Annotated in this window: 16 protein-coding genes; 9 read left to right on the top strand and 7 right to left on the bottom strand. The window is 64.3% G+C overall.

Annotated features, from left to right (window positions below; all coding sequences use genetic code 11):
- Positions 1-19: 19 nt before the first annotated feature.
- The 3 genes from LJD17_RS19620 to LJD17_RS19610 form a co-directional block, all read right to left on the bottom strand.
- Complete coding sequence (locus LJD17_RS19620; RefSeq protein WP_227385898.1) at positions 20-289, bottom strand: hypothetical protein; 270 nt, start codon at positions 287-289, stop codon at positions 20-22.
- On the bottom strand, positions 289-2,082 hold the full coding sequence (locus LJD17_RS19615) for an acyl-CoA dehydrogenase C-terminal domain-containing protein (RefSeq protein ID WP_227385897.1): 1,794 nt from the start codon (positions 2,080-2,082) through the stop codon (positions 289-291). The genes LJD17_RS19620 and LJD17_RS19615 overlap by 1 nt, the downstream gene beginning before the upstream one ends.
- 459 nt (positions 2,083-2,541) lie before the next feature.
- A complete protein-coding gene (locus LJD17_RS19610; RefSeq protein ID WP_227385896.1) occupies positions 2,542-2,967 on the bottom strand; it encodes a MerR family transcriptional regulator in 426 nt (141 codons plus the stop codon).
- A gap of 334 nt (positions 2,968-3,301) precedes the next feature.
- On the opposite strand from LJD17_RS19610, the gene LJD17_RS19605 reads away from it, so the two are divergent.
- From LJD17_RS19605 to LJD17_RS19595, 3 genes are all read left to right on the top strand, one after another.
- The gene (locus LJD17_RS19605; protein WP_227385895.1) at positions 3,302-6,388 is read left to right on the top strand and encodes a tetratricopeptide repeat protein; all 3,087 of its coding nucleotides are present in this window, start codon (positions 3,302-3,304) and stop codon (positions 6,386-6,388) included.
- Positions 6,389-6,491: 103 nt separating this feature from the next.
- Positions 6,492-7,421 carry a sulfite exporter TauE/SafE family protein gene (locus LJD17_RS19600; RefSeq protein ID WP_227385894.1) on the top strand — a complete coding sequence of 310 codons (930 nt, stop codon included), beginning with the start codon at positions 6,492-6,494 and terminating at the stop codon, positions 7,419-7,421.
- The gene (locus LJD17_RS19595) at positions 7,418-8,179 is read left to right on the top strand and encodes a TIGR02186 family protein (protein WP_227385893.1); all 762 of its coding nucleotides are present in this window, start codon (positions 7,418-7,420) and stop codon (positions 8,177-8,179) included. The genes LJD17_RS19600 and LJD17_RS19595 overlap by 4 nt, the downstream gene beginning before the upstream one ends.
- A 3-nt stretch (positions 8,180-8,182) precedes the next feature.
- Here the strand turns inward: LJD17_RS19595 and pdeM are convergent, their stop codons facing one another.
- Complete coding sequence (gene pdeM / locus LJD17_RS19590) at positions 8,183-8,884, bottom strand: ligase-associated DNA damage response endonuclease PdeM (protein ID WP_227385892.1); 702 nt, start codon at positions 8,882-8,884, stop codon at positions 8,183-8,185.
- Positions 8,881-11,397, bottom strand: a complete 2,517-nt coding sequence (locus tag LJD17_RS19585; RefSeq protein ID WP_227385891.1) for a ligase-associated DNA damage response DEXH box helicase — start codon at positions 11,395-11,397, stop codon at positions 8,881-8,883. The genes pdeM and LJD17_RS19585 overlap by 4 nt, the downstream gene beginning before the upstream one ends.
- A 146-nt stretch (positions 11,398-11,543) precedes the next feature.
- Between LJD17_RS19585 and LJD17_RS19580 the strand changes: the two genes are divergently transcribed.
- Positions 11,544-12,365, top strand: coding sequence for an SDR family oxidoreductase (locus tag LJD17_RS19580; RefSeq protein ID WP_227385890.1), 822 nt, complete (start codon positions 11,544-11,546; stop codon positions 12,363-12,365).
- 6 nt (positions 12,366-12,371) lie between these two features.
- Here LJD17_RS19580 and LJD17_RS19575 read toward each other — a convergent pair whose 3' ends face one another.
- On the bottom strand, positions 12,372-13,301 hold the full coding sequence (locus LJD17_RS19575; protein WP_227385889.1) for a class I SAM-dependent DNA methyltransferase: 930 nt from the start codon (positions 13,299-13,301) through the stop codon (positions 12,372-12,374).
- 101 nt (positions 13,302-13,402) lie between these two features.
- Here LJD17_RS19575 and LJD17_RS19570 point away from each other — a divergent pair, with 101 nt between their 5' ends.
- The 4 genes from LJD17_RS19570 (at position 13,403) to LJD17_RS19555 (ending at position 17,460) form a co-directional block, all read left to right on the top strand.
- Positions 13,403-14,461 (top strand): ligase-associated DNA damage response exonuclease, encoded by a 1,059-nt coding sequence (locus LJD17_RS19570; RefSeq protein WP_227385888.1) that lies wholly within the window; start codon positions 13,403-13,405, stop codon positions 14,459-14,461.
- The gene (locus tag LJD17_RS19565) at positions 14,458-16,191 is read left to right on the top strand and encodes a cisplatin damage response ATP-dependent DNA ligase (protein WP_227385887.1); all 1,734 of its coding nucleotides are present in this window, start codon (positions 14,458-14,460) and stop codon (positions 16,189-16,191) included. Before LJD17_RS19570 ends, LJD17_RS19565 begins: the two co-directional genes overlap by 4 nt.
- Positions 16,188-16,646, top strand: coding sequence for a secondary thiamine-phosphate synthase enzyme YjbQ (locus tag LJD17_RS19560; RefSeq protein WP_227385886.1), 459 nt, complete (start codon positions 16,188-16,190; stop codon positions 16,644-16,646). The genes LJD17_RS19565 and LJD17_RS19560 overlap by 4 nt, the downstream gene beginning before the upstream one ends.
- 142 nt (positions 16,647-16,788) lie before the next feature.
- A complete protein-coding gene (locus LJD17_RS19555; RefSeq protein WP_227385885.1) occupies positions 16,789-17,460 on the top strand; it encodes a response regulator in 672 nt (223 codons plus the stop codon).
- A gap of 8 nt (positions 17,461-17,468) precedes the next feature.
- On the opposite strand, the gene LJD17_RS19550 is transcribed toward LJD17_RS19555, so the two are convergent.
- The gene (locus tag LJD17_RS19550) at positions 17,469-18,410 is read right to left on the bottom strand and encodes an alpha/beta hydrolase (RefSeq protein ID WP_227385884.1); all 942 of its coding nucleotides are present in this window, start codon (positions 18,408-18,410) and stop codon (positions 17,469-17,471) included.
- Positions 18,411-18,506: 96 nt separating this feature from the next.
- Here LJD17_RS19550 and LJD17_RS19545 point away from each other — a divergent pair, with 96 nt between their 5' ends.
- Complete coding sequence (locus LJD17_RS19545; RefSeq protein WP_227385883.1) at positions 18,507-18,767, top strand: DUF6460 domain-containing protein; 261 nt, start codon at positions 18,507-18,509, stop codon at positions 18,765-18,767.
- Positions 18,768-18,773 lie beyond the last annotated feature (6 nt).

Genomic DNA, 18,773 nt, shown 5'->3' with positions numbered 1-18,773 from the left:
GGGGCCTCCTGAATGTTGCTCAATGAGCAAAGACCTTGATAATCATTGCCACGATCCGCGTGACGATAAAGAGCGAGACTCTCACGACTCCTTCGAAGATAGCTTCTGCGAAGACCTCGGCCAAAACTCTCGCCGCTTTGCGTATATAGTATCCTATCTTCCCAAGGAGATTTGGAGGAGCCGCCTCAAGATCGGACCTGGAAGAAGACACGGAAGGTTGCAGGGTTTCCTGTTGAGTCATCTCTCTCATTCCTTTGATTTCAGGAGACAGCTCAACAGGTTCGGGCATTAGAACATCTCGATCGGCATCGCCATGGTGGCATCGGCGCCGGTGGAGATGGCGGCAAGGCGCGTTGCGGTTTCGGGCATCATGCGCTCCATGAAGAAGCGCCCCGTCAGAAGCTTGGCGTCCATCTTCTGCGCGACTCCGTTGCCCTGAGCCTTCCTGGCATTGGCCGCCTTCGCCATCTTGGCCCACATATAGCCCATGGCCACAAGACCGAAGAGGTGCATGTAGTCCGTTGCGCCCGCACCCGCGTTATCGGGTTTCGCCATGGCGTTCTGCATGAACCACATGGTCGCCTGCTGGAGATGGCCCAATCCCTGCTGGAGCGGGGCGACGAAGGGCTTCATGCTCTCGTCGGCGGCGTTCTCCTGACAGAAAGCACCGACCTCGTTGAAGAAGGACATGATGGCGCGGCCGCCGTCCTTGCCCAGCTTGCGTCCCACGAGATCCATGGCCTGAATGCCGTTGGCACCCTCGTAGATCATGGTGATGCGGGCATCGCGCACGAACTGCGACATGCCCCATTCCTCGATATAGCCGTGGCCGCCGAACATCTGCTGCGCCCTGACGGCGTTATCGAAGCCGAGATCGGTGAGCACGCCCTTCACCACGGGCGTGAGCAGGCCCATGTGATCGTCCGCCGACTGGCGTTCCGCTTCGTCGGAGGAACGATGCGCGACGTCGCTCTTCAAAGCGGTCCAGATCACGAGCGCTCGCGCGGCCTCGTTGAACGCCTTGACGGACAGGAGCGTGCGCCGGACATCCGGATGAACGATGATCGGGTCGGCGGGCTTGTCGGGGAACTTGGCACCGGTGAGCGAGCGGCCCTGGAGCCGGTCCTTGGCATAGGCGACGGCGTTCTGGTAGGCGACTTCCGACTGCGCCAACCCCTGGATCCCGACGGCAAGGCGGGCTTCGTTCATCATGACGAACATCGCATTGAGGCCACGGTTCTCCTGGCCGATCAGCCAGCCTTTGGCGCCATCGTAGTTCATCACGCAGGTTGCGTTGCCGTGGATGCCCATCTTGTGCTCGATCGAGCCGCAGGACACGCCGTTGTGCTCGCCCGGCGAACCGTCTTCCTTCACGATGAACTTGGGCACCACGAAAAGGGAAATTCCCTTTGTGCCGGCCGGTGCGCCCTCGATGCGCGCGAGGACAAGGTGCACGATGTTCTCGGCCATGTGGTGTTCACCGGCAGAGATGAAGATCTTCGTTCCGGTGATCGCGTAGGAGCCGTCGCCGTTGGGAACAGCCTTGGTCTTGAGCAGGCCCAGATCCGTGCCGCAATGGGACTCGGTGAGGTTCATGGTGCCGGTCCACGTGCCCTCGACCATCTTCGGCAGATAGGTCTTCTTGATCGCATCGGATCCATGGACCACCAGGGCGGCAATCGCGCCCTGGGTCAGCCCGGGATACATGCCGAGCGCCAGATTGGCCGAGGACAGGAACTCCTGCATGACGGAGTTCAACGTTGTCGGCAGTCCCTGACCGCCATATTCCTCGGGGGCGGACAGCCCCATCCATCCGCCGGACGTGAAAGCCTCATAAGCGGCCTTGAAGCCTTTCGGCGTCGTCACCGTTCCATCGGGATGGCGAACGCAGCCCTCCTCGTCGCCGACGCGGTTCAAAGGGGCGAACACTTCCTCGCAGAGTTTGGCTCCCTCGGCCAGGATCGCCTCGACGGTGTCGGGCGTGGCATCGGCAAAGCCAGGAAGATTGTTGTAGCGCTCGATGGGGAAAACGTCGTTCAGCAGGAACATCACGTCTTCGACGGGGGCCTTATAGACCGGCATGGGGGCTCCTCCCAGATCGGATACCGGCAGCCCCGACCGTTTTTTGACCTGGGGACCGGCTGATGAGATAGTTCACATATAAACTATCTACTTGCGCTGGGGAAGAGGTAGGGCGTGAATTGTCCTACGGAACGCCGAAGCTCGGCATTTTCCGATGAAATTTCCGGCGTAGGTCAAAGCGGGAGCGGAGCGCTCACCGGTTTCTCGGCTAAGCCGCGGCCGAACGACGATGCGACAGACTTCCGGCTTCAGCACCTAGGGCCGTATTCAAAATGCCGAAATGTCAGACAGCTGGCCTAAAGCAACCATTGCGGCTGCATCTGCGGTTCTGACAGCAACCGGCAGAGGCCGGCAAACCGCAGTCGGCGCGGGCAAAGCGACTTTAGACAACCCGGCCCGGGCTCTGACACCCCTCCCCGGCAATGGGTGCCGGGAGAGGACAGAAGCCGATACGCTCGGTTACGCTGCGCTGGTGAGGCGCGCGCGGCAAGCGCGAAGCTCGACCAGCGCTTCGTCGATTTCGGTACGCTGCTGTTCGAGATGGGTGATCTGGTCTTCGATCTGCGCAAGGGACAGGTTCAGGTTCGCCGCGATACCGCTCCCGCCCCTTTCCTCAGCCAGCATGGCGCGGATCTCGGTGAGGGTGAAGCCAAGCTGCTTTCCCTTGAGGATGACCGACAGGCGATCCCGATCCCGGGCATCGTAGATCCGGGCCGTTCCGTCGCGCCGGGGCGAGAGGAGACCGCGATCCTCGTAGAAGCGCAGGGTCCGAAGCGTGACGCCGAACTCCCGTGCCAGATCACCGATCGTATAATACTTGGAATCGTCCATCTCGACCCTCGTTTCCGAGAGGACAGCGAAGTTCACTGCGACGCCGTTGCTCATGTTCTGCCCCGTCTTCTGCCTTGTGCTGGTCCGAGCCGACTTCATGGAAACCGCCCGAAGCTTTTGTAATGCAATGATAGAACATTAACTATGCCTTCCGCAAGTGTCCCGCCAAAAACCCTGCTCCCGCCCCTGCTGGAGGCCGTTACGAAACCGTTAAATCCCTCAGCTTAACGGGTTTTTTACTATGATCGCGAAAAGCTGCCTCTCGGTCGAACAGGCTGACGGCGGGATATGATTCGGCCGCCACAGCCCAACGCCGCCGGCACAGGACATGACGTGGGGTCATAGCCCGGCTCCGGATCAGTTGGTTTGAGTCCCCACGAGCGCGGCCATGAGACGACCCGATCTCACACCTCTCGATTCCCTGGATCCCGAAACCCGCGCGGCTGCCGAAAAGGCCGCGCGTCGGGCAGGCCTCAGTCTCGAAGACTGGGTCGCGACCATCGTGGCCCGGCACGGAGATCAGGCGCCGGATCTTCCCGCGCCGGAGCAGCCTTCGATTCCTGGCCGATCCGAGTCTCCGGCCCATGACGGGGTCCATGACGGTATCGGAGCCGATTTCGAGGCCATCCTGGCAGCCGCCGAAGCGGCCCAGAGGGAGCGCCGGCCGGACCAGGCATCCCGAAATGCGGTCGCCCTGGAAGCAATGGCCCTGTGGATCGAACAGGCCGACGAGCGTTTGAACGAGGTGGCGCAAATTTCCGCCACCCAGCAGGATCGCCTCGCGACGACCCTGAGCCGGTCGCTCTCAGCCCTCAAGGGTCGGCTCGAAGCGGTCGAGAATCGTGTCGCCACGACTCCGGAGAAAGCCCAAGGAGCGTTTTCGCCTGAGGCGGTGATCGATGCCGTCGCGCCGGTGACGGAGGAGATCCGCCAGGACATCGGCCGCCTGCGCACGAACCTCGAGAACCTCGCGACACGCACGGAACTCGCCTCGCTCAACGACACTTTCCGGGTTCTCGCCCGCGATCTCGAACGTGGCCCTTCGAGCAAGGACCTGCTCACGCTCGCGGGCTCCGTCGCGGGCCTGAACCGCAAGGTGGAGGCCCTGTCCGGTTCCGTCGCGGACAATGTGCTTCGGCGCCTGGGCGGTGAAATCGATTTCATCAAGGGCAAAGTCGAGGAGCTGTCCCAGACCAGCGTCGACCGCTCCGTCATCGACTTTCTCAGCAGCCAGATCGTCGATCTCCGACAGGACCTCTCGGACCGTGCCGAGCCGCAGCAGATCGGCACCCTCTCGGAAGCGATTGCCGGCCTCGGCCGCCAGATTACCGAGATGCGGACCGAACAGGTGGGACAGAGCGACCTCACCGCCCTGAAAAGCTCCCTCGAGGATGTCTGCGCCGCCCTCAAGCTTTCGGTGGTGGCACAGGAGCAAAGCGATGTGCCGCAGCAGCTCCAGGATATGAGCCGGAGGCTCGATATCCTGGCAAACAAACCCGTTCCGGAACCGGCCAATCTCGATCCCATCGCCGAGCAGCTCGCCGTCCTGACCGAGCGCATGGGCCGCATGGCGGACGGGCGCGCGGAGCAGGCTGAAACGATCAACGGCCTCTTCGATCGCCTGTCTCTCCAGATCAAGGCAGTGGCTGAAACCACCTCATCCATCGGCACGCCGCTTCTCGAACGGTTCGAGCGCCTGGAGCAGGAACTCCGCCAAGCCGACACGTCGGCCCTGGGCCAGATGCTCGCATCCCTGCAGGAGAAGCTCGAGCAATCTCCCTCGCCTTCCCTTCATGGACTGGAGGAGCGCGTCGCCGGCTTCTCCGAACAGCTCTCGCGCATGCCCGAGACCTATCGCCAGACGTTCGAGGAGGCTCTCTCCCACCTCAAGAACCTGCGGACCGAGACGGCGGAGATCGCCGAACGGGCGGCCGCGAGTGCTCTTCAGAAAGCATCTGGCGCCCCGGCCGCAACGGAGATCGAGGCTTTAAAAGCAGGCTTTGTGGAGTTGAAGGCGCTGCAGCTTCGCGCTGACCGGAAGACGCAGGAAACCCTTGCCGCCGTTCACGAGGCGCTGGAAACGCTCGTGTCCCGCTCCGCACCGCCCTCTTCCTCGTCCCAGCCCGACTCCTCGCGATCGGCACCGGATCTGCCGTCGGACCGCATGGAAGCGGCCGTGCGCCGTCTTCATGCCTCCGCCCTGTCGCAGATCGAAGATATCGCCGCTGCCATTCCCAAAGTCTCGGCTTCCGAGCGGTCCATGCCGACCGAGAGCTCAGGTTCGATCACCTCCCCTTCGGTGCAGGCGGAACCCCTCGGAGACGTCCGGGCCACCTTTATCGCCGCCGCACGCAGAGCCTCGCGGACTCCGGCCTCCACCCCGTTCGAGACGATCCTTCAGGCGGAAGAGGACAGCATCGATATTTCCGCGCAATCCCTGCAACCGGACAATGTCGTTGAAGAGGCCCCTCGTCCGGCCAAGTCTCTTTTCGAACGGCTCCGCAAGACGCTCGACGCCCACCGCCGCACCTTGCTGTTCGGACTGGCCCTTCTGGTCCTCGGGGCCGGCACGGCGCAGGTTCTCTCGAATGCTCCCGTTACAGCGGCATCCGGATCGGCCTCGGCAGAGGTGACGCCGGATACGCCTCCTCCGGTCATGGCCGTCGAGGAGGCTTCAGGAAGCATCGTCCCGGCGGCAGCCACGACGGATGAAGGGGGTCTCTTCGATCCCTCGCGGCTGGCGGGCGCTCCCAACGCCGAGGGCTTTACCACGGCAAAGTTCACGGTAAATCCCGAAACCCTGGGCGAAATCCCGTCCGGCATCCCTGGCGGCCTGCGGCAGGCTGCGTTGTCGGGCGATGCGACGGCCGTTTATGAAATCGCCGTTCGCGTGTTCGAGGGCCGCGGCATCCCCCGCGATCTTGCTCTGGCGCTTCGGCTGTTTGAACGGGCGGCCCAGGCAGGCCTGGCGCCGGCTCAAGAGCGCCTCGCCATCATGTACGACAAGGCCTTGGGGACAAGCCGAGACGTGAAGCTCGCCGCCGCCTGGTACGAAAGAGCGGCACGGGGCGGAAATGTGCGGGCCATGCACAATCTTGCGACCCTTCTGGCGGCAGGCATCGCCGGACGGCCGGATTATCCTTCAGCTTTGCAATGGTACACGGAAGCCGCGGAAGCCGGTGTCCGGGACAGCCAGTTCAACGTCGGGGTTCTTTATGCGCGTGGCGTGGGAACCCGCAAGGATTCCCTCAAGGCCTTTCACTGGTTTGCCCTAGCGGCGCTGCAGGGTGACATGGAAGCGGTCAAGAAGCGGGATGAACTGGCCCAGCGCCTTTCGGCGACGGACCTCGCGGCGGCGCGCGCCACCGTGGAGAGCTGGCGCCCGCGAATGACCGATCCTCTCGCCAACGATGTTCCCGCCCGCGCTGGCGATCGCACGGCGGATCGCGGCGCGGAGGCTGCAAGCAGAAGCTGACGACATTTCGGCCCTGTCAGTTTCCGTTCACACGACAGCGTCTAAAGTCGGCGGAGGAATGTGATGAACTAGATGTGGCTGCACCGGCCATAGGGGGACCGGGGTGCAAATTTATTTGCCTATCGCTGAAATGCCTGTGAGCGTTCTCCTGATCCTGGGATTGGGTGCGGCGGTCGGCTTCATTTCAGGTCTGTTCGGAATCGGCGGCGGCTTTCTGATGACGCCGCTCCTGATCTTCCTCGGCATTCCGCCGGCGGTGGCGGTGGCCACGCAATCGGCCCAGATCGTCGCCTCGTCCACCACCAGCGTGCTGAATGCCCTTCGACGGGGCGCCCTCGATTTCAGGCTCGGCGGCATTCTGGTCATCGGCGGCTTTGTCGGCTCGGCCTTAGGCGTCTGGTTCTTCGCGGCCGCTCGCCGCGCCGGCCTTCTCGACCTCGTCATCGTGGTCTCCTACGTGACCCTCTTCACGGTCGTCGGCAGCCTCATGATGAAGGAAAGCGTGCGGGAGTTTCTCCTGAAGCGGAAGGGAAGCATGGCGCGGGCGCGGCGCAATGCCGGCAATCATCCCCCCTTCCTGGGATGGCCCCTGCGCATGCGGTTCTACCGCTCGAAGCTCTATGCCAGCGTCATCCCCATTCTGGGGCTGGCCCTGTTCGTCGGCTTCGCCGGCGCGCTTCTCGGAATCGGCGGCGGCTTCATCGTGGTTCCGGCGCTGCTCTACGTCTTCCGGGTGCCGACCGGGGTAGTCGTGGGCACGTCCCAGTTCCAGATCGTCTGCACGACCCTCGTGGCCTTGGTCCTTCATGCGATCGCCAACCAGGCGGTCGACATCGTCCTGGCCATCCTGCTGATCCTGGGCGGCGTGTTCGGGGCCCAGTTCGGGGCGCGCGCAGGACGCAATCTTCGGGCCGAACTGTTCCGCTTTCTTCTTGCGATCCTGCTTTTGGCGGTCGGACTTCGCTTTGCCTTGGAACTCGTCGTCAAACCGGAGGAGCCGTTCTCCATCACCGTGCAGGAATCGCGCACGTGAGGATCATCATCGCCCTGCTGATTGTCGTGGCCTGGATCGGATCCGCATCCGCCGAAAACCTCGTGACGTCCCTGTCCAACCACCGCGTCCTGATCAATTCCAACTATACCGGCACGTCGATCACGGTGTTTGGAGCGATCGAGCGGGACGCGCAGACGATCGCGCGCGCCACGGCCTACGACGCGGTCGTGACGGTTCGGGGACCGCAGCAATTCCTGGTCGTCCGGGAAAAGGAGCGGCTCGGGCCTTTCTGGCTCAATCAGGACCAGCAGAAGTTCCCCACCGCTCCGGCCTACCTGACGGTTCTGACATCAAGGCCGATTGCCGAAATCACGAGCGACCAGCTGCGCCGCCGCCAGAAGATCGGAATCCAGGCCATCATCCATGCGCCGGACTTCACCAATGATCGCGGTGGCGTCGACGAGGCGTTCCGGGACGCATTGTACCGCCTCAAAAGCCGTGAAAACCTCTACCGCGAGAACGAGCGCGGCGTCACCTTTCTGACGCCCAGCATCTTCAACGCCAGCATTCCTTTGCCGGCCACCGCTCCGCCCGGAAACTACGACGTGGAGGTGACCCTTCTGGCCGACACCGTCATCCTGGCCAGAACCCTGACCCATTTCGAACTCGTCAAGACTGGCTTCGAACAGCAGGTCGGCGAGGTCGCGCGGGACTGGAGTTCCCTCTACGGCTTTGCCACCGCGCTTCTGGCGCTCTTTTTCGGCTGGACCGCGAACGTGGTGTTCCGCAGGGACTAAGGCTCAGTCCCGGCAGAGCATCGCCTTGGCAATGGCGAAGATGCGTTCCGTGCCGATCAGATGTGCGGTGAAGCCTTTGGGGAACAAGGGCCTGAAGGCCGCGTCACAGGCATTGAGCCCACCCGCATAGGCTCCGAGCGCCGGCATGACGCAACGGGATCCATCCGTCAGGAAGCAGCGGCGGCGGGTCGCCCGGCCGCGCATGACGACCTTGCCGACCGGATGCAGATGACCGGCGACCTCCGATGCCGCCCCCTCGGCAGGTTCGTGGCGAAGGGTCAACGGGCCCAAAGTCATCTCGGACATGACGCGCCCGCCGATGCTCGCCGGAAGGGTGTGATCGTGATTTCCCGTGACCCAGACCCAGTCCCGCCCCTTTTGAACCTCGGCCAGGGCCGCCCGCTCCTCGTCGCCCAGCCGCTCCGGTCCGCCCACATCATGGAAGCTGTCGCCGAGGGCGACCACGAGCCGGGGATCGAAGCGGAATACGGCCTCCTTGAGGGCATTCAGGGTCTCGCGCGTATCGTAGGGCGGCAGCATCATGCCACGACGGGCAAAGGACGAGCCCTTCTCGAAATGAAGATCGGCCACCAGCAGCGCATCGTCCTCCGGCAGGTAGAGGCCGCCGGTCAGGTCCAGGACCGCCGTTCGTCCACTCAGGCCGATTTCGCTTGTTGTCTGTTTGTTCTTGAGCAAAGCCGTCACGCCAAAGCCTCATCGAGAAGCGCTGCTTCCGCCTCGGCCAGAATCTCGTCCGCATCGTCGCTATAAACGCGCTCGCGGCCGATCTCCAGCATGACGGACACGCTTAAGGGAGAAACCCGGTCGAGCGCCTTGTGGATGATTCGCCCCCGGATACGCTGTAGCAGCATGCCGAGGCGCCTGACGTCGAGGAGTCCCGTTGCCGCATCGGCACGGGCGGCGCGCAGAAGCACATGATCCGGCTCGTGCTTGCGCAGGACGTCGTAGACGAGATCGGTCGAAATCGTCACCTGACGCTGGGTCTTTTCCTGGCCCGGGAACCGCCGCTCGATCAGGCCTGCGATCACGGCGCAGTGGCGGAAGGTACGCTTCATCAGGGCCGCTTCGGCGAGCCAGTCCTCCAGGTCGTCGCCGAGCATATCCTCGGAAAAGAGTTCATCGAGGAAGCCCGGCTCCCGCCCGACCCTCGCGGCGATGTCCCCGTTCCCCCACACGGCGAGCCCATAATCGTTGGCCACGAAGCCGAGGGGCTTAAGGCGCGCCCGCTCGAGCCGCCGGGTGAGCAGCATTCCCAGGGTCTGATGCGCCAATCGGCCCTCGAAGGGGAAGCAGGTCATGTAGAACCGGCCGCCCCTGGGGAAGGTCTCCACCAGAAGGTCCCTCGGACCTGGGACGATGGAGCGCCGACGCTGCTGCAGGAGATACTCGGTCAACTGGGCCGGGAGGCGATCCCACTCGAACGGGTCAGCGAGGATCTCCCGTACCCTCGCGGCCAGGAATGTGGACAGGGGAAACTTGCCGCCCTCGTAGGAAGGGATCTTCGGGTCCGTTCCGGGGTTTGCCCGGGTTACGAGGGCCGCGTCCTCTCCCAGGCCTTCGAATTTCAGCACCTCCCCGGCGAACAGGAAGGTGTCTCCGGGTGTCAGGGTTTCGGCAAAGTACTCCTCGATCTCGCCCAGGATCTTGCCGCGCGGCAGCACGGTGCCGGGCCGGGAGCGGCTCGTCTTGCCGAGGCGCACCTTGATCATGGTCGATTCCACGATCGTCCCGACATTCATCCGGTATTGCTGGGCCACCCGCGCGTCCCGCACGCGCCAGAACCCGTCCTGGCCCTTCACGATCTTGGCGAAGCGCTCATAGGCCCGAAGGGCATAGCCGCCGGTGGCCACGAAGGCGATGCACGCCTCGAAATCCTCCCAGGACAGGTTCGCGTAAGGGGCGGCGGAGCGGATTTCCTCATAGAGTTCCTCGGGCCGGAACGGATCGGCACAGGCCATTCCGAGAATATGCTGACACAGCACGTCGAGGCCCCCGACCCGCGCGTCGGGCGTGTCCTGAGCCGCCTCGTGAACCGCATCGAGCGCGGCCCGGCATTCGAGAATCTCGAAGCGATTGGCCGGCACCAGAAAGGCCTTCGAGGGCTCGTCCATGCGGTGGTTGGAGCGCCCGATGCGCTGCATGATCCGGGACGCCCCTTTCGGCGCGCCCACATTGACCACCAGGTCCACATCGCCCCAGTCGATCCCCAGATCCAGGGTCGCGGTGCAGACAACCGCCCGCAGTTTTCCGGCGATCATCGCCTCCTCGACCCGGCGACGCTGGGACACGTCGAGGGAGCCGTGGTGAAGGGCGATCGCCAGACCGTCATCGTTGAGGTTCCAGAGTTCCTGGAACGTGTATTCCGCCTGCATGCGGGTGTTGACGAACACGAGGGTCGTCTTGTGATCCCGGATCATCCGGTAGATCGCCGGCATGGACAAACCCGCCGTGTGGCCCGCCAGCGGCAGGCGCTCCTTCAGGTCGAGCATCCGGATATCCGGCTTGGCGCCCCCTTCGACCACCACGAGATCGGCAAGATCATTCGCTCGCGACGCATCGCCATGGCGCTGGGGCATCAGGAACTTGCGCAACTCGTCGGGCTCACGCACCGTCGCGGACAGCCCTACGGCCGTCATGTCGGGTGCGAGGGAGAAGAGCCGGGCGAGGCCCAAGGAAAGCAGATCCCCGCGTTTCGACGTGACGAGGGAGTGCAGCTCGTCGAGGACCACCCGGCGCAGATCCTTGAACAGGTCCCCCGCCTCGCGGTGGGCGAGAAGCAGGGCGAGCTGCTCCGGCGTGGTCAGCAGGATGTCCGGCGGCCGCTCGATCTGCCGCGCCCGCTTGTGGGCCGGCGTATCTCCGGTCCGGGTCTCGACGCGGATCGGAAGGCCCATCTCCTGAACCGGCGTTTCCAGGTTGCGGGCGACGTCCGTGGCCAAGGCCTTGAGGGGCGAGATGTAAAGAGTGTGGAGCGTGCGCTTCTCCCGGCCCAGAGGCTTGCCGCCCGACAAATCCACGAGGCTCGGCAGAAATCCTGCCAGGGTCTTGCCCGCGCCCGTGGGCGCGACGAGCAGGACGGAACGTCCCTCCTGTGCCTTGGCCAGCAAGGCGAGCTGGTGGGCGCGGGGCTCCCAGCCTCGGGATTGGAACCAGTCGCGAAAGACCTGGGGGAGATGAGAAGCGGCAGATTTCGGCATCAGTCCCTCAAGATAGGCGAAGCGACGGATTTAGCCATGGACAAGCCATGCGCTTCGTGTGGAAGCGCCCGGCCCCCCGCTTGCCCTCATTCCTTAGCCGGTTCAATTTACCCCTCTGATCCCACAACATCATAACAAGCAACGCCATGTCCTCATCATCCCAGTTCACGAATGCGGTCGCCATCGTCACCGGAGGCACTCAAGGTGTCGGAGAGGCGATTGCCCGAACGCTTGCGGAGCGCGGCGCCGCCGGGCTCGTGATCTGCGGCCGCAACGCCGAACGCGGCGAGGCCGTGGCAAAGGACATCTCGGCGCAAGGGTGCCGGACCGAATTCGTTCAGGCCGACCTGGCCGATGTCGAGCAGGCCCGCGCGGTGGCGGCACGGGCGGACAAGACCTTCGGGAAGGTCAATGTTCTGGTGAACGCGGCCGGCATCACCGATCGCGGAACGATCTTCGACACCACTCCTGAACTTTTCGACCGCATGTTCGCGGTCAATGTCCGCGCCCCGTTCTTCCTCATGCAGGAGGCCGCCAAGATCATGCGGCGCGAGACGATCGAGGGTGCCATGGTCAACATCCTGTCCATGTCGGCTCACGGCGGCCAGCCCTTCATCTCGGCTTATTGCGGCTCGAAGGGAGCCCTGGCGACGCTCACGAAGAACGCCGCCTTCAGCCTCATGCCCTGGCGGATCCGCGTGAACGGCCTCAACATCGGCTGGATGAACACGCCCGGCGAAGACCGGATCATGCGCACCTACCACGGCGCTCAGGACGGCTGGCTGGAAAAGGCCGCTCAGGCCCAGCCCTTCGGGCGTCTTCTCGATCCCTTCGAAGTCGCGCGCAGCGTCGCGTTCCTGGTGAGCGCGGAGTCCGGCATGATGACCGGCTCGATCATCGATTTCGACCAGTCGGTCGTCGGCTGCTACGAGGATGCGCCGCACCCCTCGAAGCCAGCGGCGGCCTGAGGCGCCCTATCGCTCCAGCACGAGAAGAAAGCCGGGGACCGGCCGTCCCCGGTCTTCGCGGGTCGAGACGCGCTCGAACAGAACGGGATTGAAACCGACATCGGCGGCAAGCGCCGACAGATAAGCTTCGCCGTGGGCGTAACGGGCGTCTTCGCCAAGGATGAACCCGTCGCCCTCATGCACCTGAACCGTGAAGGCGAGGAGGCCGCCCTTTTTGAGAACGCGCCGGATTTCCCGGAAAGCCGCCCCGAGATCCGCCATGTAGACGAAAACGTCGGCGGCGATGACGAGATCGGCCTCACAGGCCGCACGGCCGGACAGAAAACCGACGAGCTCGCCCTCATGGAGGGCGTCATAGAGCTTTTCCTTGGCGGCCTTCTCGATCATGCGAGGGGAAAGATCGACGCCTTCGATGCGGGCGCAGCACCCTTCGAGCGCCTTCGCCATCAGACCGGTTCCACAGCCGAGATCGAGGGTCAGGCCGAAACGATCCGTCCGCAGACGCTTGGAGCAGGCCCGGCGGAGCGCATCGGCCAGAAGCTCAGGTCCACGATAGGCAAGGCTTTGCGTCAGATGACGCTCGAACCGAGGCGCATAATCATCGAAAAGCGCCCGCACATAGCCATCCGTGATCGCCTCCTCGGGCGTCACCGCTCCAAACCGGGCGAGATCGAGCCGGACTCCCAGAGCATCGTCGGGCTCCAGGGACAAAGCCCGTTGAAGCGCCGCCACCGCCACATCGCCCTGGCTCAGCTCCGCGGCCGCGCGCCCGAGCAGCGCATGGGCGGCGGCAAAATGGGGAACGAGGTCCAGGACCTGGCGCGCGAGATCGGCCGCCGCTTCGAAATCCTGCTCCTCGAAGGCGGCGCGGGCATATTCGTAGCGGCGGTCGGCCAGAAGATCGCCTGAGGAACGGTAGGTCGAAGCGGGAGACATGAGGTTTGCCATGAGGGAGCGCGGGGCGCCTGTCAATGCGGAGATCGACTTGAAGAACCTCGCCCTGAAATTTGGCTGCGGCGTCCTATATTGCCTGCACCATGGCGCTGCGTTCCATCGATATCCTGACCCAGACTTCGCAAGGGCTCTACTGCCCGCTCGGTGACTTCCACATCGACCCGATCAGGCCTGTGAAACAGGCTCTGATCACCCACGGTCATTCGGATCACGCTCGTTCGGGCCACCGCGCGGTCCTGGCGACGCGGGAGACCTTGCGCATCATGGGCGTGCGCTACGGCGAGGACTTCGCGGGGGCGACCCAGGAAGCGCCCCTCGGTAAGGACATCCGCATCAAGGACGTGACGGTGCGGTTCACGCCGGCCGGGCACGTGCTCGGTTCGGCACAGATCGCCATCGAGGCGGGCGGCACGCGGATCGTCGTGTCCGGGGATTACAAGCGCGCCGAGGATCCGACCTGCCTGCCCTACGAGGTCGTTCCCTGCGACGTCTTCATCACCGAGGCAACCTTCGGCCTGCCGGTGTTCCGCCATCCGGACACGCGCGGCGAAGTGCGCAAGCTCCTCGATTCCGTCAACCTGTTTCCCGAGCGCGCTCATATCGTGGGCGCCTATGCCCTCGGCAAGGCGCAGCGGGTCATGGCCCTGCTGCGGGAGGAGGGCTATGACAAGCCGCTCTACCTGCACGGCGCCATGGAACGGCTGACGGAGCTTTACAAAAGCGAAGGCGTTCCCTTGGGAGAAACCCCGAAGGTCGTGGCGGCCGAGAGATCGAAGCTCGCGGGCGCGATCGTGATCTGTCCGCCCTCTTCGATCCAGGACCTCTGGTCGCGGCGTTTTCCCGATCCGGTGACCTGTTTCGCGTCCGGCTGGATGCGCGTGAGGGCCCGCGCGCGACAGAAAGGCGTCGAGCTGCCCCTCGTCATCTCCGACCATTCCGACTGGGACGATCTTTGCCGCACAATCCGGGAAACCGGCGCGGGCGAAGTGTGGGTGACCCATGGTCAGGAAGACGCTCTTGTCCACTGGTGCACCATGCAGGGCATCAGGGCGCGCCCCCTCCACATGCTCGGATACGGAGACGAGGGTGAGGCGGAGGACCCTGGTCACCCGTCCGCGGCCGCCGGCGGAGGAGATGCATGAACCGCTTTGCCGCCCTCCTCGACCGGCTGGCCTATGAGCCCCGCCGCAATGCCAAGCTACGATTGCTCGTGGACTATTTTCGCCATACGCCCGATCCCGACCGGGGCTATGCGCTCGCGGCCCTGACCAACTCCCTCATGTTCAAGGAGGCCAAGCCCGGCCTGATCCGTGGCCTGGTGGAGGAGCGGACGGATCCGGTGCTGTTCCGCATGTCCTACCACTATGTGGGTGATCTTGCGGAGACCACCGCCCTGATCTGGCCCCATCCGGTTTCTGGAGAGGACAAGACGCCGGGGCCGGGCCACAACAACCCGCCGCCTCACGTCCCGACGATTTCCGAAGTCGTCGAGACCCTTGCGACCACCGGGAAGAGCGAACTGCCCGCGAGGGTCGCCGGCTGGCTCGATGCCCTCGATGAAACGGGACGGTGGGCCCTGCTCAAACTGATCACCCGGGAACTGCGGGTCGGCGTGTCGGCCCGCCTGGCCAAGACGGCGGTTGCCCAGCTCGGCGGTGTCGAGCCGGACGAGGTGGAGCTGATCTGGCACGGGCTCGAGCCGCCCTACGAGGCGCTGTTCGCCTGGGTCGAGGGCCGTGCTCCCAAGCCTGAAACCAGCAACCCGGCTCCATTCCGCCCGCCGATGCTGTCGCATCCTCTCGAAGAGGAGGATTTCCCCAAGCTCGATGCCGCCGATTTCCTGGGTGAATGGAAGTGGGACGGCATCCGCCTCCAGGCGGTGTCCGGCCGCTCCGGCGACGGGCGTCTGGTCCGCCGCATCTATTCCCGGACGGGAGAGGACGTATCGGGTGCCTTTCCTGACCTCGTGGAAGCTCTCGACTTCGAGGGTGCCATCGATGGGGAGCTGCTGATCGTCCGCGAGGGGCGGGTTCAGAGCTTCAACGTTCTCCAGCAGCGGCTGAACCGAAAAGCCGTCACGCCCAAGCTCATGGCCGAATTCCCGGCCCACCTGCGGGTCTACGACATCCTGACCGAGGGCGACGAGGATCTGCGCCACCTGCCCTTTTCGGAACGGCGGCGGCGGCTCGAACTCCTGGTGGCCCGGCTCGACGATCCTCGGATAGACCTATCGCCCCTGGTGGAATTCTCCTCGTGGGAGATCCTCGCCGCCGCCCGGTCCGATCCCGCCTCGGTTGGGGCGGGGCCCGACGCCGATGCCATCGAAGGCTGCATGATCAAGCGGGCCGACAGCCCCTATCTGCCGGGACGTCCCAAGGGCTACTGGTACAAGTGGAAACGGGATCCCTACCTGGTCGACGCGGTGATGATGTACGGCCAACGGGGACACGGGAAACGATCGTCCTATTACTCGGATTACACCTTCGGCGTTTGGCGCGACGGGCCGGATGGCGAGGAACTGGTGCCCGTGGGAAAGGCCTATCATGGCTTTACCGACGAGGAGCTGCTCAAGCTCGACCGCTATGTCCGCAACCATACGGTCAACCGCTTCGGCCCTGTCAGGGAGGTGGAATACGGCAAGGATCGCGGATTGGTGCTGGAAGTCGCCTTCGAGGGGTTGCAGCGATCGACCCGGCACAAATCCGGGGTTGCCATGCGGTTTCCGCGGATCAACCGCATCCGCTGGGACAAGCCTGCGGCGGAAGCCGACCGGATCGAAACCCTGGAGAAGATCCTCGAGCGCGGCGAGAAGGAGATTCATCCGCTCAAAGGGCCTATGATCGAACAGGACACCGGAGGCGAAGCTCCATGACCGTTTCGGCCGTCGAAACCCTCACCGAAGGCAGCGTCACCCAGCAGGCCATGGGACGTTTGATGGTGGACACCCAGGGCCAGGGCTTTGTGGAAATGACGGAGCCTGTCGCCCGCTGGGTCCTGGGAACCGGCATCCTCCATGGGATTCTCACGGTCTTTTGCCGCCACACGTCCGCCTCTCTCATGATCCAGGAAAACGCCGACCCGGATGTCCGCCGGGACCTGCTCACGGCGCTCGACCGGCTGGCGCCTCGAAACGCCAGCTATGTCCATGCGACCGAAGGGCCGGACGATATGCCGGCGCATATCCGGACGGCGCTGACCGGAACCTGCCTCACCATCCCGGTGACGGAAGGGCAGATGGCGCTCGGGACGTGGCAGGGGGTCTTCCTGGCAGAGCATCGGGACCGTCCGCACCGGCGCGACATCCTGCTCCACCTGATCGGCGCCTGAGCGGGTCCCGATATGGCTAAGCTTTGTTTTCCGCGCCAATCCAACGAGTTTCAGGTAGAATGGTGCCGTCCTTTCCCTTCCCGCCTTGCCATTTGAGCGGGGATGCGGATAAGGCTCAAGGAGTTGCGTGGGAGACGACGTAGTGCAGGGTCAAAATACCACGATCATCATCGCCGACGATCACCCGCTCTTTCGGGGTGCGCTGCGACAGGCGATCGGCTCCGTCATGCCGAAAGCTCGTGTGGTTGAAGCCAACGGGATGGATGACCTGAACACCGCCCTCGGCCAGGAGCGGGACATCGACCTGATCCTTCTCGATCTGACGATGCCGGGCGTCCAGGGCTTTTCGGGCCTCCTGTCCTTGAGGGCTCAATATCCGGAACTGCCGGTGGTGATCGTGTCCGCCACGGAGGAGCCTACCGTCATTCGCCGGGCCATGGAGTTCGGCGCCTCCGGCTTCATCCCGAAATCCATCGATATCGACAGCATCGGCGGCGCCATCGAGGCGGTTCTGGCGGGGGATGTCTGGACGCCTCCGGATGTAGATCTTTCCGCCACCGAGGACAAGGAAACCGCCGACCTGGTGCGCCGTCTCGCGACCCTTACGCCGCAGCAGGTCCGGGTTCTGACCATGCTGTCCGAGGGGCTTCTCAACAAGCAGATCGCCTATGAGCTCTCCGTTTCCGAGGCGACCGTGAAGGCGCACGTCTCGGCCATCCTCGACAAGCTTGGCGTCGACAGCCGCACCCAAGCCGTCATCGCCGCCTCGAAGATCGGCGTGACCCAAAGGCCCTCCCCGGCCAGCGCCGACTGACCACCCCTTCAAAGACTGCTGACGAAGGCGTCGATCCGCGACAGGGCCTGCTCCGCCATCGCGCTCTCGTAGCGGATGAACACATGGCAGCCGCCGGGCCAGACCGCGAGATCGGTCCGGTTGCGGAAGGATGCCCATCGGGCAGCCATAAACAGGCTGTCGTCGAGCAGGAGATCCCGTGTTCCGACGGAGAACAGCGCCGGGGGCATGCCGTCGAGATCGGCATAAAGGGGAGAAAGATCGGGATCACGCCGGTTGACCTGCGGACCGCAGAGATTGTCGGCGAAGATCCGGACGTCGCGGGTATTGAGAACCAGTTTATCCTCACCCCAGTTCACCACGCTCGGCGTGAGACTCAGGTCATAGCAGCCCGCGAACAGGTTCGCGCCGCGAAACGGGGTCAGCCCATGGCGGTCCCGCAGGCGCAGGAGAGTCACGGCCGAAAGGTGAGCGCCGGCCGACTCGCCGCCGATGAACAGCCTGTCCGAGCCGAAGCGCGCCTTCGCCTCGCGCACCACCCACAGGGCCGCAGCCTCGCAATCGTCGTGGGCGGCCGGATAGGGATGTTCCGGGGCGAGCCGGTATTCCACCGATACGACGGCCAAGCCGCAATGATCGGCCATCCGGTCGAGGTAAGGGTCCTGCTCGTCGGCGGTTCCCCAGGTCCACCCACCGCCATGAATATGGAAATAAACGCCCTTGGGCTCTTCGGGCGCGATGATCCGGAGCGGCAACGGGCCGGCAGGGCCGTCGATGGTGATCGTCGTCGCGCGAGGGCTCTTGGGCAAGGGCGGGAAAGGCCCCAGACCCTGGCGCCGCCGCTCCCGGACCACCGCCGGCGGCACGGACCAGGGGTCCGGCAGGGCGCCGAGGCGGGCAATGATGTCGGCGTTCTGCGCCTTGATCTCGTCGCTGATGCTCGCGGGGTCGAAAAGAGCGGGATCGATCATACTAGGCCCGAGTGAGGTTGCGTTCGTCGCCTTCCCTTGCGATGAAGCACACGCAAATGCCGCGGTCCAGCACGGCAAAGGAATAAGGATGGGACAATGTCCAATGTGAACCGGTTTCTCGGCGGCTCGCCCGGCTCGGTGCTGGTGAAACTGATCTTCCTGTCGCTGCTCGTCGGCGCGTTCATGGCGTTCCTGGATATTACGCCCTTCGGCCTGATCGAGGGAATCTACCATTGGCTGCGCTCCCTCCTCGGGCTGAGCATGGACACGGTGATGGAAATCGGCCGCTGGATTCTCTACGGGGCCATCATCGTCGTTCCCCTGTGGGTGATTGCCCGCCTGTTCGGGCGGCACTGAGCGCTC

The sequence above is a fragment of the Microvirga rosea genome, from assembly GCF_020595095.1.
Taxonomy (GTDB): domain Bacteria; phylum Pseudomonadota; class Alphaproteobacteria; order Rhizobiales; family Beijerinckiaceae; genus Microvirga; species Microvirga rosea.
Note: the sequence above shows the minus strand (reverse complement) of the source record. Positions and strands in the feature narration are given on the sequence as shown.

What these genes read in the sequence shown, in the direction of transcription:
- LJD17_RS19585 (WP_227385891.1), bottom strand. Translation starts at nt 11,397, where the DNA reads ATGCCGAAATCTGCCGCTTCTCATCTCCCCCAGGTCTTTCGCGACTGG.
- LJD17_RS19610 (WP_227385896.1), bottom strand. Translation starts at nt 2,967, where the DNA reads ATGAGCAACGGCGTCGCAGTGAACTTCGCTGTCCTCTCGGAAACGAGG.
- LJD17_RS19550 (WP_227385884.1), bottom strand. Translation starts at nt 18,410, where the DNA reads ATGATCGATCCCGCTCTTTTCGACCCCGCGAGCATCAGCGACGAGATC.
- LJD17_RS19615 (WP_227385897.1), bottom strand. Translation starts at nt 2,082, where the DNA reads ATGCCGGTCTATAAGGCCCCCGTCGAAGACGTGATGTTCCTGCTGAAC.
- LJD17_RS19605 (WP_227385895.1), top strand. Translation starts at nt 3,302, where the DNA reads ATGAGACGACCCGATCTCACACCTCTCGATTCCCTGGATCCCGAAACC.
- LJD17_RS19580 (WP_227385890.1), top strand. Translation starts at nt 11,544, where the DNA reads ATGTCCTCATCATCCCAGTTCACGAATGCGGTCGCCATCGTCACCGGA.
- LJD17_RS19570 (WP_227385888.1), top strand. Translation starts at nt 13,403, where the DNA reads ATGGCGCTGCGTTCCATCGATATCCTGACCCAGACTTCGCAAGGGCTC.
- LJD17_RS19620 (WP_227385898.1), bottom strand. Translation starts at nt 289, where the DNA reads ATGCCCGAACCTGTTGAGCTGTCTCCTGAAATCAAAGGAATGAGAGAG.
- LJD17_RS19565 (WP_227385887.1), top strand. Translation starts at nt 14,458, where the DNA reads ATGAACCGCTTTGCCGCCCTCCTCGACCGGCTGGCCTATGAGCCCCGC.
- LJD17_RS19545 (WP_227385883.1), top strand. Translation starts at nt 18,507, where the DNA reads ATGTCCAATGTGAACCGGTTTCTCGGCGGCTCGCCCGGCTCGGTGCTG.
- LJD17_RS19560 (WP_227385886.1), top strand. Translation starts at nt 16,188, where the DNA reads ATGACCGTTTCGGCCGTCGAAACCCTCACCGAAGGCAGCGTCACCCAG.
- LJD17_RS19575 (WP_227385889.1), bottom strand. Translation starts at nt 13,301, where the DNA reads ATGTCTCCCGCTTCGACCTACCGTTCCTCAGGCGATCTTCTGGCCGAC.